The following is a 16,196-nucleotide window of genomic DNA, read 5'->3' on the forward strand; positions in this document are numbered from 1 at the left end:
ACCTGTCCGCCCCAGTCCCCAGTCCCCAGTCCCCAGTCCCCAGTCCCCTGTCCCCTGTCCCCTGTCCCCTGTCCCCTGTCCCCTGTCCCCACGATCAGCCCTGGATACAGGTCAGACCAGTTCGGCTTGTGGTTCCGTTTCCGGTTCCGGCTGCCGCGCCGAAGCGGACTTCGGTTCCCACCGTCTGGTGGTCCGTACGTAGCCGTACACCACTGAGGTCAGCGCCAGCAGGAGAAGTGGTCCGGACACCCACGGATGCCTGGCCATCTCCAACGGCAGATAGCGATAGGACAGCAAGAGCGCGGCGAAGACCGTTGCACCGTAAGCGACCAGCTGGATCCCTGATCGATCCCAGCCGCGGTCGAGCGAGCGCAGAGCCGCCTCGATCGTGAGCGTGAATACCACTCCGGCAATGAGATCCACGCCGTAGTGGTAGCCGAAACCCAGTGTTGCGGCGAGCGTGGCGATCAGCCAGAACGTGCCTGCGAATCGCAGAACTCGCGGGCCCTTCCGGGTATGAATGAAGATCGCGACCGCCCAGGCTGTGTGCAGGCTCGGCATGCAGTTCCGTGGGGTGATCTCGTCGAACGGTATGGGGTGCGGGGTATTCATCGGCGGCGGCGATTCCGGCCACAGGTTGGCCACCGCCCAGTGCCCGGTGGACCACGTTTCCGACCACAGGCTGACCGTCGCCCAGTGCTCGGTGCCGGTCCCGTAGGCAAAGATCGGTCCGACCACCGGAAAGATCATGTAGAAGGCGGGCCCGAGGAGGCCGATCACCAGAAAGGTGCGCACCAGATGATGGCCCGGGAAGCGGCGCTCGACCGCCACGCCACGCAGTTGATACAGCGCGACGAGGACCGCGGCCAACCCGAGTTGACCGTAGACGACGTCGAGGAAATTGAAGCCGATCGGGCCGGTGGCCGTGACGATCCGTCCTACCACCCACGACGGGTTGCCCAGCGCGTGATCGGCGGTTGCCACGTACTGGTCGAGCACCGCTGGGCGGGCCTTGGAAGTGATGAGCAGCCAGGTATCACCTGTCTTGCGGCCGGCCACCAGCAGCAGGCCCAGCCCGACGCCCTTCAGCAGCAGAACACGTTCCCGGCCGGTGCGGCGGGTGACAGCGACGACCGCATAGCCCAGAAGCACCCACAAAGCGCCGTTGCCGAAGGGATGGCCCTCGGTCACCTTGGCGTCGACCGCCCACCGGACCACCAAGAAGGCGACGTCGATACCGATCGCGGCACCAGCCGCGATGAACCGTTGCCGCCAGGTGAGCACCACCATCATCAACGCCATACCGGCATACAACAAAGTGCCTGATTTGGGGGCGAATACCACCTCTCGTATCTCGCAGGTGACGGGCCCTGGCAGGCCATAGCGACGTGCGGCGATCTCCAGCGCAATCTGGAATCCGAGGGCCACGACACCCGCTACGGCCCAGAGTCTCGCCCGTGATTGACGCCGCTCGGAGAGCGCGATTCGGCCGGATATTCGTGAAGAAACCCACGATGGTACATATCTCAATTCTTCTCCTATTTGCTGGATGTGGGTCACGAAGAGCAGCCCGCCCGATGTGGGAAGACGGAAAGACCACAGTTCGGGTTCCGGCCTCGTTGTCGGGGTGGCACGCGACGCGTCGCCCGATCGTTCGTTCGTTCCGGCTCGACGAGGCGAACACGGATCCTGACATGCGGCATGGACCGCGCTGGAACCGGGCCCGTGCTGGACGGCGAGCCCGTCGTCGCCCCGCACGTCACCCGCCGGTTCCTGGACCGGTTTCCGGGGAGGCAAGGGGGAGGGAAGGGGGGAGCCTGCGCCCTCACACGGGCACGACGAGCGGCGGGATCTGCTGACCACGTGCGAACGAGAGGTGCCCGGTCCGGCCGCCGAGGGCCGAGTCCTTCCAGCCCTTCGGCGACACCGACGAGACCCTGTGCGCCGACAACGTCCGAGCGGCGCGCCTGATGCGCCCGGCCGCACATCGGCTCAGGTCAGGGCGCGGCGCGGCGCAGTGCATCGGCGACGACTTCACCCATGAGGTCGGCGGTGGATGCCGGTCCTCCAGCGGGGTGTCAAGAGAACGGACACGCATATACGTGCACGGTCGGGTATACGTGCACAGTCGGGATAAACCCACTCGGCCGACGTGCGAGTCGGGACCGCCCAGGCCGGTCCTCGCCGGCGCTCACTTGCGCGCGGGCGACGTCGAGGAAGCATGGCGTCGAGTTCCGCCGGGTCCTCGGCGCGGGCGGCCACAGTGCCGCAATGCCGCAATGCCGCAGTGCCGCGGATCACCGCCCCTTGGAGGCCGGCCGGCTCATGTGGCCGCCCCGAAGGCTGTCATGCAGATGCCAGGACTTCTCCGGCCGTGACCTGGGGAGGGTTGGGGAGCAGGGACGCAAGGTTGTCCCGTACGAAGTCCGCCGCTCTCGCGATCGATTCCTCCGCACCGGCCCGGTCCCGGAAGACGCTGGTCGAGATCATCACTCCGTCCCCGGCATCGACCCAGTAGTAGGCCACGAAGCCGGGGACCTGGCGCATGAGCGGCACGAACCCCTCGTTCACGACGCGTCCCGCCTCGGCCGGATCGGTCACCCCTTCGTACCGTCGGACCGCTGCGTACATCGCCAAGCTCCTCACGGGGGTTCTGGGATCGTCCTCTGCTGAGACGTCGTACCCCTGCGACAACTGCCTGGCTCACGAGACATCCGGCAATCACCTGAAGAGCCGCCTTGGGCGATCCGAACGGCGGCTTCCGTCCCGGACACACTGCCCCGCCGGAACCGGACGTGTCACCGGACGTGTCACCAGACGTGTCACCGGACGTGTCAAAGGTGTGCGCTTGGATGAGCGGGTGACCGTTCATGATGTTGCTCGGCGACTGCCCGAGACAGCCGTCCTCCGTGAGCACTGCCGTTCCATGGCCATCCTGGAAGCAGTCCTCAGCCCCGAGTGGGCGGACCGCTACCACTCCTTCAACGACCACTGGTCCGAGAACGAGTCGATGGCCTCGATGCGGAACGGATCGGGCGACGAGTACTCGATCGTCTTCTCCGCCGCCGGAGCCTACGTCCGTGGGTTCGATCACGAATCACCGATGAGCCCCTACGCATCCTCCGCAGAGGACGGGCCGTGGCCCGGAGTGCTCGATGAGGTTCCCGACGTCTTCAGGCCGTACGTCGAGGAGCCCGCCTTCTCGGATGAGGACGGAATTCCTCTCGTCACTGCGTGTATGTGGCGAGAGACGGGCGACGGCGGCTGGAAAGCCGGATCGATCGATTTTCCCAGCACGGCAACGGAAGATCCGGACGGCGCCGGGTACCTCTTCCGACTATGGGTGGATCGCTCACCAGAAGCGTTTCAGCAATGGGCCGAGGACTACTACGGGGTCCCTGTCGACTTGAGGGCCGTTCGTCACATCTTTTCCTCGCGTCCTCTGACCGAAGACATGGTCAGCGCGTTGAACCCGGAAATCGCCCTGGCCGACCTCGCGCAGGACGTTGCGGAGATCGGCTGGGCGACGAGTTGAGACGTTCAGCATGGGGGCGGAGAGTCGGGTGGGTGGAGGTGGATGGTCTGTTCCCGGTCGAGGGAATCGACGCCGTCGAGGGCCTGCAAGGCTGGTATCCGGTGCTCCGGGACGGTTCCGGAGAGTGTGCCGAGGGTGGGCTGTTCGGCAGTGACCGTCAGGCCGGCCCGCCGTAGGGCGTCGACGACTTCGGTGAACCGGGCGGGGTCGACCGCGAGGATGACCCCGACCGGCTCGGACCGGGACGGCTCGGTCACGGGGCCTGGAGCATGCCCGCGCCGACATCCCGGGCGGGTTGCGTCAGCGGGAAGGCGCTGGACAGCAGCATGGCCGTGAGCTCGGCCGCGGAGGCGTGGGGGTTGGCCTGGATGAGCAGGGCGAGGACACCCGCGACGTGCGGCGCCGCCATGCTGGTGCCCGACATCGTCGCGTAGCCGCCGCCAGGGGCCGCCGAGTGCACGAACTTGCCGGGAGCCGCGATGTTGACCTCGCCACCCTGGCCGTTGATGCCTCCGCAGGAACTGGCCGCCGTCTTCAGGGCCTTGTCGAGCGAGGCCACGGCAAGGATGGAGGGGCAGTTGGCGGGGCGCTCGACGGGGGCCACGAAGCCGGGCCGCCGGCTGCTGTTGCCCGCCGCGGCGACGAGCACCGTGCCGCGTTCGAGGGCACGCTTGGCCACGATCTCGTACGTCTGCGGGAAGAGCTCACCCTCCAGGACCGGAGCACCGAACGACATGGAGACGACCCGTGCGCCACGGTCGATCGCCCAGGCCAGGCCCGCCAGGATCTGGCCGTCCGTGCCGAAGCCGGAGTTGTCGAGCACCTTGCCGGCGAGGATGCGTGCCTCGGTCGCCACGCCGTAGCGGGGCTTCTGCTGGGGGTTGGCCGGGCCGGCGGCCGTGCCGATGCAGTGCGTACCGTGGCCGTCGACGTCCTCGACGCTCTCACCGAGTACGAAGGAGACCGCCTCGTCGATGCGTCCGGCCAGGTCCGGATGGTCGGTGTCCACGCCGGTGTCGAGTACGGCGATCTTCACTCCTCGTCCGGTCAGGCCGGAGATGTTGGCCCTGGTCGCCTGGAGGCCCCAGGTCATGAGCTGCTCGTCCCAGGCCGCACCCAGGGACGCGGCGGTTTCGGTCTGGGAGTGGCGGGCGAGCACGCTCTCGTCACTGCGGTACGCCGGGTAGAACTCGGTCGGCGCCTGTTGCGGGGCGGTGACCGGCGAGGCGTAGACCCAGCGCTCCGGTTCGGCGGCGAGGATCGAGCCTTCCGCCTCGGCCGTGGTCACCAGCGCGTGGCGCTGCTCGGGCCGTACTTCGACGACGGCGGCGGCCAGGTCTTCGAAGAGCACCGACACCTCGGGGCTCTCGAGGAGTTCGGCGACGTGCGCGGCCTCGGCTCCTCGGACCCGTTCCACGGGCTTGATGTCGGCCGCGGAACGCAGTGCGTTCAGGCCGTTGTCCTGCTCACGCGGGTCGAGGAGGATCACGTACCGACCGGTGTACTCCGTGCTCGGTCCCGTGAGGTGGTCGGAGGACCGCTCGGGCCGCGCGCCATAGCCGCGCCTCTCCATAGGTCCGTTCACCATGATGTTTTCCGCCTTCTGTGCGTTTCCGCCGGTTTCCTCAGGCTTTCCCCAGTTCATGGACGCGCGCCGATCCGCCGAGTGGCAGGGGCCAGGGATGTCGGGGGTTTCGGGGATGCCGGAGATACCGGGGGTACCGGAGATGTCGGGGCGCGCGGGTGGGCCGTGTATCGGCACGTGCCGCCATCGCCTGCAAGGCCGACGGCATCGTCCCCTCACTCACCACGGTCGCACTGGGTGCACGGGTACGCAACACAGAGCCACCATGCGCGACGCTCTCGAGTCGCCCCTGCCTAGCGCTCCGGGTGGACGCGCGCGAACCCCTCGGTCCACTCGTCCTCGTCGAGTGTGTGCTCGTCCACGACGAAACAGTCCGGCTCGCCGGAGAAGCCGGGCAGGAGCCTCGCCCGGCGCATGCGCTCCTGCGCCTTGTCCAGGGTGGAGTAGACGCCGAGGAGCTTGACGTCGTCGCCGTCCTGCTCGTCGACGTACACCGTCTCGCCGTCGACGTGCACGGTGCCCCCATCGGCGCCGGCTTCGTTCTGGTGCCCTATGTGCCAGAGCAGGTAGACCGTCATGCGCGGGAGGTTACGTCAGAGGTACGGGCCCGCGAGCAGCACCCACGGAACCCCTACGGCGAACGGCATCAGGCCCAGGACCCACGGAATCTGGTGCCGGGGCTGCCGGGAGAAGGAGAACGACAGCGCCGCCGCGCCCGCGACCAACGCCGCGTAACCCACGTACCACCCGCGTTCTATGGCGTCGCGCCCCCACAGGCTGATGCCGGCGCCTTCCAGTTCCTCGCCGATCGCCGCCCCGGTGTACTGGTCGCCCCACGCGGCCGTCAGGGACGCCGCCTGGCAGGTCGCCAGGCCTGCGAGAGTGAGGAGCAGGAGGGTGGGGAAGCGCTCCTGCACCGTGTGCCGCGTGCGCCACAGCAGGTAGATCAGCACGGCGACGATCGCCGGTGAGATCGAACCGAGGTAGGCCGCCGTGAACAGCTTCGTGTACGCCGCGTCTCCGGCCGCCGCGGACGGCGTGCCGCTGGTGGCTTTCGCACCGAGCAGGGCGGCGCGGTCGAGGAGCTTCCAGGTCTCGGGGATCACCACGAGCAGGAGCAGCAGCCAGATTCCCGTCGCCGCACCGGCGAGCCACCGCTTCACCTTGACGGTGAACCGCTGGAGATCGAGCACCTGACCAGGAGTGTTCATGAGCGGATGGTAGCCAGAGCGATCTCGCGCACCAGGTCCGGAACGCCAACCAGGTGCGGAACGCGGACCAGGTGCGGAACCTTGCCGAGGGCCGAGCGTGCGTTCCGGGGTCCCGCGGTCGACCCTGGAGGGAGGGGACCGGACGGGACCGGAGGTGAGGTCGGTATGGAGATGCCGTCGGTTGTCTCGGCGCAGGAGTGGGAGGCCGCTCGGGAGCGGATGCTGGTGAAGGAGAAGCGGCTGACGCGGGAGCGGGACGCGCTGGCCGCGGAGCGGCGGCGGATGCCGTGGGTGGAGGTGGAGAAGGGGTACGCGTTCGAGGGGCCCGGCGGTGGGGTGGACCTGGTGGGGTTGTTCGAGGGGCGGCGGCAGTTGGTCGTCTACCGGGCCTTCTTCGAGCCCGGGGTGACCGGATGGCCCGAGCACGCGTGTGTGGGGTGTTCGATGGTGGCCGACCATGTGGGGCACCTCGCTCATCTGCACGCCCGGGACACCACCCTCGTCTTCGCCTCGCGGGCGCCGCAGGCGGACATCGAGCGGGTGAAGGCGCGGATGGGCTGGTCGATGCCCTGGTACACGCTCACCGACGGCTTCGACGCCGACTTCGGGGTGGACGAGTGGCACGGTACGAACGCCTTCATCCGGGACGACGACCGGGTCTTCCGTACGTACTTCATCAACGCCCGTGGCGACGAGGCGCTGGGCAGCACCTGGAGCTACCTCGACATGACCGCCCTCGGGCGGCAGGAGGAGTGGGAGGACTCGCCCGAGGGGTATCCGCAGACCCCGCCCTATGAGTGGTGGAGCTGGCATGACGCGTACGGGCGTCCGTGAGGCGGGCGGTGCTCTACAGGGTTCGGCCGCCTGCCGTCAGTAGCCCGCCGCCTCGATGCCCACGGGTACGTCTCCGTCGGGGACCGGGACCCTGATCAGTGAGAAGCGGCCGTCGCGGGCGCGTGCTTCGGCCTCGTGGAGGGCTGTGGTGAGGGACTCCTCGTCGTGGACCGTCGTGCCGTGGCCGCCGAAGGCGCGGGCGAGGTGGTCGGCGGGGGCGTCGGGGTCCCAGGTCGTGCTGACGTGGGGGCCCTGCGTGCCCGCGCGCAGACGGCGGGGCCAGCCGAAGCCCTGATTGTCGAGGACGATGACGATCACGCCGAGGGCATGGTGGCGGAGGGCGTCCAGGGCGCCGATGCCGAGGCGGAGCGCGCTGTCGCCGGTGACCAGGACGACGGGTTCCCGAGGGCGGGCCAGGGCGGCGCCGATGGAGGCGCCCAGGCCGAAGCCCATCATCGTCTGTTCGCCGGGGCAGACCGGGCGGGCGCCGTGGGCGACCGTGAGGACCGGGTAGTGGTAGGTCCAGATGTCGTGCAGGCCGTTCTCCTGGACCAGGAGGGTGTGCGGGCCGAGGGTTCGGGAGAGCTGGTGGAGGGTGGCTCTCACGGGTGAGGTGGTGAAGTCCGCCTGCTGGTGGGCCTGTTGGGCTCCGGCGATCTGACGTTGCAGGGCCGTCCAGGTTTCCGCGCGGCGGGTGGTGCCGCGCAGCCGGGTGGTCAGCTCGTTCACGACCAGCTGCGCGTCGCCCAGCAGGGGGTGGGCCACCGGGCAGCCCTCGCCGAAGGCCGCCGGCGAGGTGTCCACCTGGATCACCGGGGTCGTCCGCCAGGACGTCCAGCCCATGCGGGCCGTCTCCTCCAGTCGGGTGCCGAGGAGGAGGATCGTGTCGGCCGCGTCGAGGAGGTCCGTCGCCGGGGGTGTGGTGTACAGGCCCAGGAGGCCGAAGGAGCGCGGGTGGCGTTCGTCCACGGCGCCGCGGCCGGCCGCCGTGGTGAAGACGGGGGCTTCCAGGAGGTCGGCCAGCTCCTCCACGCCCTCGATGTCGTGCGGCCAGCGGGTGCCGCCACCGGCCACGATCAGGGGGCGATGGGCCCCGCGCAGGGTTTCGGCCGCCTCGTCCAGGTCCGTGGGGGGTGGGAGGGAGCGGAGGCGGTGTACGGGGGGTGGTGGTGGGGAGGGGGAGGAGACGGGGGCAGGGGCGGGGGCGGGGGCGGGGGCAGAGGCGGGGGCGGGGGCGGGCTGTGGTTCCGGCGCCTCCGGCCCCAGCCCCGGCCCCGGCTCCAGCCCCGGCTTCAGCTCCCGCCCCGGCTTCAGCTCCCGCCCCGGCTTCGGCTCCCGCTCCGGCTCCCGCTCCGCGCTCGTCAGTTCGTCCGCGATCTCCAGCACGGTCAGGTCCGGGCGGCCGTTCACCGCCCTGTGCACGGCCTGGCGGACGGCCCAGGCGATCTGGTCGGGGTGGTCCACGCGGTGGGTCCACGCCGCCAGGCGGTCGATCATGGCGAGCTGGTCGACGTACTGGAACGCCCCGCGGCCGATGTTCTCCCTCGGGACGGCGGTCGTGATCACCACCAGGGGTACGGCGAGGGAGGACGCCTCCAGCAGACCGGCCAGCGCGTTGGTGAAGCTGGGGCCGGAGTTGAGGGCCAGGACGGCGGGTTCGCGGGCGGTGAGGGCGTAGCCGGTGGCCGCGCAGGCGGCGGTGCGCTGGTCGCCGATGACCGTGACGTCGAGGCCGGGGACGGCCGACGCCGCGTCCAGCAGGCCCGGTTCGTCGGAGGGGAGGCCGAAGACGTGGCGTACGCCGGAGTGGGCGAGGGTGTGGGCGACGGTGTCCCAGCAGTCGTCGCCGTACGAGGGCACTGTGCCGCTCATGCCTCGGCTCCTTCCTCGGTGCGGGGCCTGCCCAACTCGGCCGAGAGCAGGAGGGGGCGGGCCGTGACGGTGCCGTGGGTGCGTACGTGGCCGGCGTCCGGGCCGTAGCCGCCGAGGGGTTCGTTGCCGTTCTCCGCGTCCAGGGCGGTGCGGGAGTCCAGGGCCACGCTGGTGGCGATCCGGTCCTCCCCCGCCGCGGTTCCGGGCCGGATCGCCGGCTCGCCGTACACCGAGACGTACATGCCTCTGCGGCGTTCCGCCGGGGTGTGCAGCCAGCGCAGGACGTCCGCGGCGGTGGTGTAGCGCATCACGCAGACGACGGGGGCGAAGAATTCGGGGGGTAAGAAGGAGTCGTCCCAGGCGAGGTCGAGGAGGGTGGGGGTGATGAGGCCGGCGCGGTGGTCGACGCGTCCGCCCTCCCTGACGCGGTCGTGGTGGGCTTCGAGGAAGGCGGCCGCCTGGTGTACGGCGTCCGGGTAGCACAGGGGGCCCACCGTCGTGGCCGGGTCGGTCAGCGGGCCGACCGGTACCGCGCGGAGCGCTTCACGCAGGGCCGTCAGGAGGTCGTCCGCGATGGTGTCATGGGCGAAGACGACGTCCGGGCAGAGGCAGTCCTGGCCGGAGTTGTGGGTGCGGGTGCGGACGATGTCCCGGGCGGCGGTGCGCAGTTCGGCGTCCGGGCCGATGACGATCGGGTTCGGGCCGGAGCCGAAGGCGAGGAGGAGGGCGCGGGGCGGCAGGCGTCCGCCGACGTCCTGGGCGTTCTCCGGGCGGCCGTTGAAGACCACCGCGTCCGATGTGGCGCACCTCGCGATGAACTGTCGTTGCGTCAAGTCGGTCAGTTCGATGGGGCTGTGGTCGCGGAAGGCGGGGTCGGAGGTGATGATGCGGTGGATCTCCCTCGACTCCTCCCCCACCCTGCGGGACGGCCGCATCACGATGTGCTCCGCGAACCGGCTCGGTATCAGGCCGAAGAGGACGTACGAGTACAGGATGTTGTTGGAGGGGAGGAAGACGCCCAGTTCCGTGATGGTGCGCGGGCGATGGGTGTCCGTCTCGGCCCGCGCGCCGCGCAGCGCGGCGAGGGAGCTGTCGAACTCGGCGGTGGCGGCCGCCTTCGTGGTGACGGACTCCAGCGCGGCGAGGAGCTCGGTGCGGTTGCGGCGCAGGACGGCCGTCGCCTGGTCAGACTGGTTCGCCCGGTTCGCCCGGTTCATTTGATGCGCCTGGTTCGCCTGGTCCACGAGGTGCGGCTCGGGCATGGTTCCTCCTGGCCTCGGATGGCGTGCTTGCCTCGGGTATCCGGTGGTTATGCCGTGGGGGTGTGCCGTGGGCGTGATGTACCCGACAGGTGCGGGGTCCACGCACGCGCCGGTGCCGAGCAGGCGGACAGACAGGCGTTCGAAGGGCGTCAGTCGGCCCGGTGGGTGCCGGCCCGGTGGGTGCCGGCCGGGTGGGTGCCGGCCGGGTGGGTGCCGGCCGGGTGGGTGCTGTGGCGGACGCGCAGTTCGACGGGTACGAGGGTGAGGGGCGGCGCGGGCGGGGACGCGTCGTCGATGCGGTTCAGCAGGACGTGCAGGGAACGGGTGCCGATGTCCGTGAAGTCCGTACGGACGGTGGTGAGCGGCGGGAGGAAGTGGGCGGCCTCCGGGATGTCGTCGTAACCGACCACGCTGACGTCCTCGGGGACCCTGCGTCCCGCCTCGTGCAGGGCACGCAGCACGCCCAGGGCCATCTGGTCGTTCGACGCGAAGATCGCGGTGACGGTGGGGTCCTTCGCCAGCTCGCGGCCCAGGTCGTAGCCGGAGTCGGCGCTCCAGTCGCCGATCAGGGGGGCCGGGATCTCGGCGCCGGCCGCCTTGAGCGTGTCCCGCCAGCTCTCCGCTCGGCGGTCCGCCGACGTCCAGCCGGTCGGGCCCGCCACGTGCCGGACGGTGGGGTGGCCGAGGGAGAGGAGGTGACGGGTGGCCTTGCGGGCGCCGGTGCGGGCGTCGGAGGTGACCACGGGGGTGCCGTCGCCGAGGTCGTTGTCCATGACGACCAGCGGCATGTCCAGGTGGGCCTCCGCGAGGGCCCTGGCCACCCACAGCTGCGGGGCGATGGCGATCACGCCGTCCGCCCCCTCCGCCGCCAGCCGGTCCGCCGCCTGGAGCACCGTGTCCTTGTCCGCCGTGTCCAGGGCGATCGAGCTGAGCAGGTAACCCGCCTCCTGCGCCGCGGCGTTGATCGCGGTGAGGGTGGAGGCGGGGCCGTAGCGGGCCGCGTCGAAGGAGATCACGCCGAGCATGCGGGTACGGCCGCTGGCCAGCGAGCGGGCGCTGCGGCTGGGGCGGTAGCCGAGGGTCCGCATCGCCGTCCGGACCGCCTCGCGGGTCTCGGCGCGGACGGCCGGGTTGTCGTTCAGCACCCGCGAGACCGTCTGCTTGGAGACACCGGCCAGCTTCGCCACGTCGTCCATCACGGGACGGGCGCCCGCGAAGTTGCGGCGGCTGCGGCCCTTGGTCGCCGGGCCGTCGGCGGCGCTTGGGGTCATCGTGGGGCTCTTCTTCCCTCGGCCTGTGTCTTCTGCCGTGCCCTGCCCTCCCGGCGGGCCACCACAGGATAGGCCGGGTGGGGCCGGGAGGCGCCGGAGAGGGGCCGGAGAGGGGCAGGGAGGACGAGGAGACAGGGTGCAGGAGGGGGCAGGGCAGGAGGGGCAGGACAGGAGGACGCGGGCCGAGGTCAGTGGGTGGGTGTCAGGGTCCACCTCTGGCTCGTCACGAACTCCGCCGACCGGATCTCCGCCACGCCGGGCGCCGGCCTCTCCCCCGCGATGTGGACCTTCGCCTCGGCGGCCAGGGGCAGGATCTTCACCGTCAGCGGCGCGCCCGGGGGGAGGCGGTCCAGGGCGATGTCCCACGGGCGGCCCGTGAAGAACTGGTCGGCCACCAGGTCGTCCCCGATGTAGGCCCGTGCCGTGTCACCGGTCCAGTGGAGGCGCAGGAGGGTGCTTTCAGGGGTGGTGGCGGGCGGGAGGTCCACTCGGTAGACCGCCGCGGTGGTGTCGTAGTGGTGGTCCGCGGGGGCACTCGCGCGGTTCAGGGGGCCCGTCTCGGGGGTGGGGGGTGGGCCCGGCCTGCGGAGGAGGGTGAAGGGGAGAGTGGTCGTGGGCGGTTCCTCCGGGTCCGCGGTGTCCGGAAGCAGGGTGTAGCGGGTCAGGGCGCCGTCCCTGCTCTCCTTCAGCTGCGCGCCGGGTGCCGTCGGGGGGACCGGCGGGGCCGGGAGGACGGAGAGGGACGTGGGCTCGGCTGGGGTGCGGGTGTGGAGTCGTACCTCGTCCGCCGGCTCGTCGAAGACCACCCCGGCGGACGACAGGACAAGGCGTTGCGCGCCCCAGGCCCTGCCCCGGTACGCGGTACGGGCCGTTGCCGCGTCCAGGACGAGGAGGGCGACGGTTCGGGGGGTGCCTGCGCCACCACCGCTCTCGTCCGCCGACTCTGCGGCCGCCTCGACCTCCACTTCCACCTCCACCAGCGCGTCCGTGCCCGGGCGCACGTCCGTGATCAGGATGCGGTCGTCGGTGGTGGTGGTCCGTGCGCCCTCCGGGGTGACGATCGACCTCACCGTGCTTGCGTCCAGGGCCAGTTCCGGTGCGATGCCGTCCGTTGCCGCCAGGACGAGGACCGTGCGGGCGGCTCCGGCTCCGGCTCCGGTTTCGGGGGCGGGGTCGGGGTCGGGGTCGGGGGCGGGGTCGGGGGCGGGGTCGGTGACCGTGCAGATCGGTTGGGCCGTCGCCCAGTCCAGGCGCAGGCCCGCCACCTCCAGGCGCAGGGGCCAGCAGAAGTAGGCACCCGAAGGGACCGTGACCGGCGTGCTGGGCAGGGTCAGCGGTGCGCTCTCCGGGAACTCCACCGTGAAGCTCGTCCCCGGGTGGTGCGGGAGGGGCTCGTGCGGCTGGTGGTTGGTGACGAAGAGGAAACCGGCGCCCCGGCCGTCCGTGCGGACCGCCCAACGCAGGGTGTCGCGGTCGTACTGATCGCGCGGCCCCGCCCCCGGCAGCGCCGACTCCATCGGGGCCAGCGTCGCACCGAAGTCCGCCAGCATCAGGTGCTGGAGGCGGAGTTCGTCGTACGACGGGCGGTACTGGCCGTACTCGCCGAGCGGCGCCTGGAAGTCGTACGTCAGGACGGGGAGGTCGTTGGGGTAGTCGGTGGCGTGGGACTCCTGGAGCGTGGACAGGTCGCCCCTGGGGTTCGTGCCCCCGTGGAACATGTAGTAGCCCTGCCAGACCGAGCCGCAGCCGATCTTGGTGAGGCCGAGGGCGCCGATGTCGGCCGCGTCGACCCGGGGGCGGCGGTGGTACGCCACCGCCATGCCGCCGCCCAGCTCGCAGGTGGCCCAGGGGAAGCGGTCCGCGTGGGGCTCGGGATCCGTGCCGCGTACGGTGGCCGGGCGAAGGTCGGCGCCGATGCCCTCGTCGTCGCGCTGGTGGGTGAAGAAGAAGTGCTTGCGGCAGGTGTCCGGCCAGCCGGTGTCCGCCTCCGTCCAGAACGCCTCCGGGTAGCCGCCGTAGAGCGGGAGGAGTTCGTCGCCCGGGAGCTGGACCCCGCCCCAGGCCGTCGACGTCCACAGCGGTGCCGTCAGGCCGGCCTCCTGGGCCATGCGCTTCAGTGTCAGCAGGTGGTCCGGGCGGTCGTACAGCTCGTTCTCGATCTGGACGGCGACGACCGGGCCGCCGTTCGCCCGTTCCAGGCCCGCCAGTTGGGCCGCGATCGCCGCGAACCATGGACGTACGGCGGCGAGGTACGCCGGGTCGTCCGTGCGGGTCGCGGTGGTGCGGGTCAGCACCCAGTCCGGGAGGCCGCCGTTGCGGACCTCCGCGTGGCACCACGGGCCGATCCTGGGGATGAAGTCCACGCCGTGGCGGGCGCAGAGTCGGGCGAATCGGCGCAGGTCGCGGTCGCCGTCGAAGCGGATGCGGCCCTCGGTCTCCTCGTGGTGGATCCAGATGAGGTAGGAGGCGACCGCCGTCACGCCGGCCGCCTTCATCTTCAGCAGCTCCTCCTCCCAGTGCCGGGCCGGGTGGCGGGAGTAGTGGAACTCGCCCGACACCGGGAACCACGGGCGGCCGCCCCGGGTGAGCCAGCGGCTGGTCACCTCGATGGGGTCGGGAGCGGTGGGGGCGTCGGCGAAGGGGAGGTGGCCGCGGTGCGGGGGCGCGGAGGGGGTGGGCACGTGGAGGTGGTGGTGCATCAGGACGGCTCCGGGCCGAGGTCGGGCGTGTCGGTGAGGTGGGCGTACGGGGTGGTCGTGCCGTGGAGTTCCAGGAGGACGAGGTCGTTGGTGCCGGGGCGCAGGACGGGGGCCGGGACGTAGAGGGTGCGCTGGGGGCCTCGGTTCCAGTAGCGGCCGAGGGGGAAGCCGTTGATCCATGCCTGGCCCTTGGACCAGCCGGGGAGGAAGAGGAAGGTGTCGGCGGGGTCGGCCACCTCGAACGTGCCGTGGTGGAAGGACGGTTCGGCGGAACCGGCCCCCTCGGCTGGGGTGAAGGCGGTCGGGTCCGGTGGGGTGTCCAACGGCAGGGCGTGGCAGTCCCAGTTCCGCAAGGGCTCGCCGTCGAGGGTGACCGGGCCCAGGAGGCCCTTGGGGACGCCGATGCGGGGGCCGTAGTTGACCCGGCCCAGGTTCTCGACCAGGACGTCCAGGACCGCGCCCGGGCGGGGGACGTGGATGGGCAGGGTCTCGTCGTAGCGCTCGCGTTCGAGGACGCCCGCGGGGGCGCCGTCGACGAACACCTGCGCTCGGTCGCCCACTCCGGACTCGAAGTGCAGCAGGCCGGGTCCCGGGAGGGGGAGGAGGGGGAGGGTGGCGCGGTAGTGGACGTATCCGGCTCGTTGGCCCAGCTCGTCGGCCGTGAGGGGGTCGGCGGAGCGGACCGCGGTGCCGAGGTTCTGAAGGAGGGGGGAGCTGGCGGTCAACTCCACTGTGGCGAGCGGAAGTTTGGGTGCGGGGGCGGGGGGTGGGTCGGCCGGTACCGGGGCGTGCCGGGCTATCACCTCGCGGAACGCGTGGTACTTCGGGCCCGGGTCGCCGCTCTCGGTGAGCGGGGCGTCGTAGTCGTACGAGGTGATCGTGGGGACGTAGGCGTGGTGGTGGTTGGCGCCGTTGGTGAAGCCGAAGTTGGTGCCGCCGTGGAACATGTAGATGTTGACGGAGGCGCCCGCGGCGAGCAGGCGGTCCAGGTCGGCGGCCGCGTCGGCGGCGTCCCGGCCGTGGTGCGGGCCTCCCCAGTGGTCGAACCAGCCGATCCAGAACTCCGCGCACATCAGAGGGCCTTGGGGCTGGTGCTCGCGCAGGCGGGCCAGGTTGCGGTCGACGCGGCTGCCGAAGGTGCCGGTGGCGAGGACGCCGGGGAGGCTGCCGTTCTTGAGGTGGTCGCCGGCGGTCTGGTCGCAGGTGAAGAGGAGTTCCTCGACGCCGCGGGAGCGGAGGGCGGACTCCATGTGCTTGAGGTAGGCGATGTCGTCGCCGTAGGCGCCGTACTCGTTCTCCACCTGGACGGCGATGACCGGGCCGCCCGCCGCCGCCATGTGGGGCAGGAGCGGGGGGAGGAGGTGATCGAGGTAGCGGTCCACGGCGTCGGTGAAGCGGGGGTCGCTGGTGCGCAGGCGGATCGTGGGGTCGGTGGTGAGCCAGTACGGGAGGCCGCCGCCGTCCCACTCGGCGCAGATGTACGGGCCGGGGCGGAGGAGGACGTGGAGGCCTTCGGCGGCGGCCAGGCGGAGGAAGCGGGGGAGGTCGAGGAGGCCGTCGAGGTCGAGGGTGACGGGGGTGTCGGGGGTGTCCGGGGTGGGCTGGTGGAGGTTCCAGGGGATGTACGTCTCGACGGTGTTCAGGCCCATCAGGCGGGCCTTGCGGAGGCGGTCGGGCCATTGGTCGGGGTGGACGCGGAAGTAGTGGAGGGCGCCGGAGATGATGCGGAACGGGGCACCGTGGAGGAGGAAGCCGTCTTGTGTCGTCGTCAAGGCGGGCATGGGGCGGTCCCTTCGGGTGAGTGCGGGGGGTGCGTGCGGGGTGGGTGCGTGCGAGGTGGGGGGGTGCGAGGTGGGTGCGTGCGAGGTGGGTGGCGGGCCGTCGCGCTCGGTGCCGTCGGTGGGTCGGGGTCGTGGCGGTGCGGCGA

At 71.1% G+C, this 16,196-nt stretch carries 13 protein-coding genes; 2 read left to right on the forward strand and 11 right to left on the reverse strand.

Annotated elements, in window-relative coordinates:
- Nucleotides 1-111: 111 nt before the first annotated feature.
- Nucleotides 112-1,485 carry a phosphatase PAP2 family protein gene (locus ACZ6D7_RS09820; protein WP_469487903.1) on the reverse strand — a complete coding sequence of 458 codons (1,374 nt, stop codon included), beginning with the start codon at nucleotides 1,483-1,485 and terminating at the stop codon, nucleotides 112-114.
- An 861-nt stretch (nucleotides 1,486-2,346) separates the two neighbouring features.
- Nucleotides 2,347-2,631, reverse strand: coding sequence for a hypothetical protein (locus ACZ6D7_RS09825; RefSeq protein WP_469486320.1), 285 nt, complete (start codon nucleotides 2,629-2,631; stop codon nucleotides 2,347-2,349).
- Between the two features lie 229 nt (nucleotides 2,632-2,860).
- Between ACZ6D7_RS09825 and ACZ6D7_RS09830 the strand changes: the two genes are divergently transcribed.
- Nucleotides 2,861-3,535: a hypothetical protein gene (locus ACZ6D7_RS09830; RefSeq protein ID WP_469487907.1), complete on the forward strand. Its 675-nt coding sequence runs from the start codon at nucleotides 2,861-2,863 to the stop codon at nucleotides 3,533-3,535.
- Between the two features lie 5 nt (nucleotides 3,536-3,540).
- On the opposite strand, the gene ACZ6D7_RS09835 is transcribed toward ACZ6D7_RS09830, so the two are convergent.
- The 4 genes from ACZ6D7_RS09835 to ACZ6D7_RS09850 all read right to left on the reverse strand — a co-directional run bounded on the left by ACZ6D7_RS09835 (nucleotide 3,541) and on the right by ACZ6D7_RS09850 (nucleotide 6,331).
- Entirely contained in the window at nucleotides 3,541-3,792 is a 252-nt protein-coding gene (locus tag ACZ6D7_RS09835; protein WP_469486324.1) for a hypothetical protein, read from the reverse strand.
- The gene (locus ACZ6D7_RS09840) at nucleotides 3,789-5,123 is read right to left on the reverse strand and encodes a S8 family peptidase (protein ID WP_469486327.1); all 1,335 of its coding nucleotides are present in this window, start codon (nucleotides 5,121-5,123) and stop codon (nucleotides 3,789-3,791) included. The genes ACZ6D7_RS09835 and ACZ6D7_RS09840 overlap by 4 nt, the downstream gene beginning before the upstream one ends.
- Before the next feature lie 290 nt (nucleotides 5,124-5,413).
- The gene (locus ACZ6D7_RS09845; protein ID WP_469486330.1) at nucleotides 5,414-5,698 is read right to left on the reverse strand and encodes a DUF7336 domain-containing protein; all 285 of its coding nucleotides are present in this window, start codon (nucleotides 5,696-5,698) and stop codon (nucleotides 5,414-5,416) included.
- Nucleotides 5,699-5,713: 15 nt separating this feature from the next.
- A complete protein-coding gene (locus tag ACZ6D7_RS09850; RefSeq protein WP_469486333.1) occupies nucleotides 5,714-6,331 on the reverse strand; it encodes a hypothetical protein in 618 nt (205 codons plus the stop codon).
- A 165-nt stretch (nucleotides 6,332-6,496) separates the two neighbouring features.
- Here ACZ6D7_RS09850 and ACZ6D7_RS09855 point away from each other — a divergent pair, with 165 nt between their 5' ends.
- Nucleotides 6,497-7,165, forward strand: a complete 669-nt coding sequence (locus ACZ6D7_RS09855; protein WP_469486335.1) for a DUF899 domain-containing protein — start codon at nucleotides 6,497-6,499, stop codon at nucleotides 7,163-7,165.
- A 36-nt stretch (nucleotides 7,166-7,201) separates the two neighbouring features.
- Here ACZ6D7_RS09855 and ACZ6D7_RS09860 read toward each other — a convergent pair whose 3' ends face one another.
- The 5 genes from ACZ6D7_RS09860 to ACZ6D7_RS09880 all read right to left on the reverse strand — a co-directional run bounded on the left by ACZ6D7_RS09860 (nucleotide 7,202) and on the right by ACZ6D7_RS09880 (nucleotide 16,050).
- Entirely contained in the window at nucleotides 7,202-9,037 is a 1,836-nt protein-coding gene (locus ACZ6D7_RS09860) for a thiamine pyrophosphate-binding protein (protein ID WP_469486338.1), read from the reverse strand.
- On the reverse strand, nucleotides 9,034-10,299 hold the full coding sequence (locus ACZ6D7_RS09865) for an aldehyde dehydrogenase family protein (RefSeq protein ID WP_469486343.1): 1,266 nt from the start codon (nucleotides 10,297-10,299) through the stop codon (nucleotides 9,034-9,036). The genes ACZ6D7_RS09860 and ACZ6D7_RS09865 overlap by 4 nt, the downstream gene beginning before the upstream one ends.
- Before the next feature lie 149 nt (nucleotides 10,300-10,448).
- Complete coding sequence (locus ACZ6D7_RS09870; protein WP_469486348.1) at nucleotides 10,449-11,570, reverse strand: LacI family DNA-binding transcriptional regulator; 1,122 nt, start codon at nucleotides 11,568-11,570, stop codon at nucleotides 10,449-10,451.
- 188 nt (nucleotides 11,571-11,758) lie between these two features.
- Nucleotides 11,759-14,269 carry a beta-galactosidase gene (locus ACZ6D7_RS09875; RefSeq protein ID WP_469486351.1) on the reverse strand — a complete coding sequence of 837 codons (2,511 nt, stop codon included), beginning with the start codon at nucleotides 14,267-14,269 and terminating at the stop codon, nucleotides 11,759-11,761.
- Nucleotides 14,269-16,050, reverse strand: coding sequence for a glycoside hydrolase family 35 protein (locus ACZ6D7_RS09880; protein ID WP_469486354.1), 1,782 nt, complete (start codon nucleotides 16,048-16,050; stop codon nucleotides 14,269-14,271). Before ACZ6D7_RS09880 ends, ACZ6D7_RS09875 begins: the two co-directional genes overlap by 1 nt.
- Nucleotides 16,051-16,196 lie beyond the last annotated feature (146 nt).

The sequence above is a fragment of the Streptomyces sp. NPDC041784 genome (genome assembly GCF_055591025.1).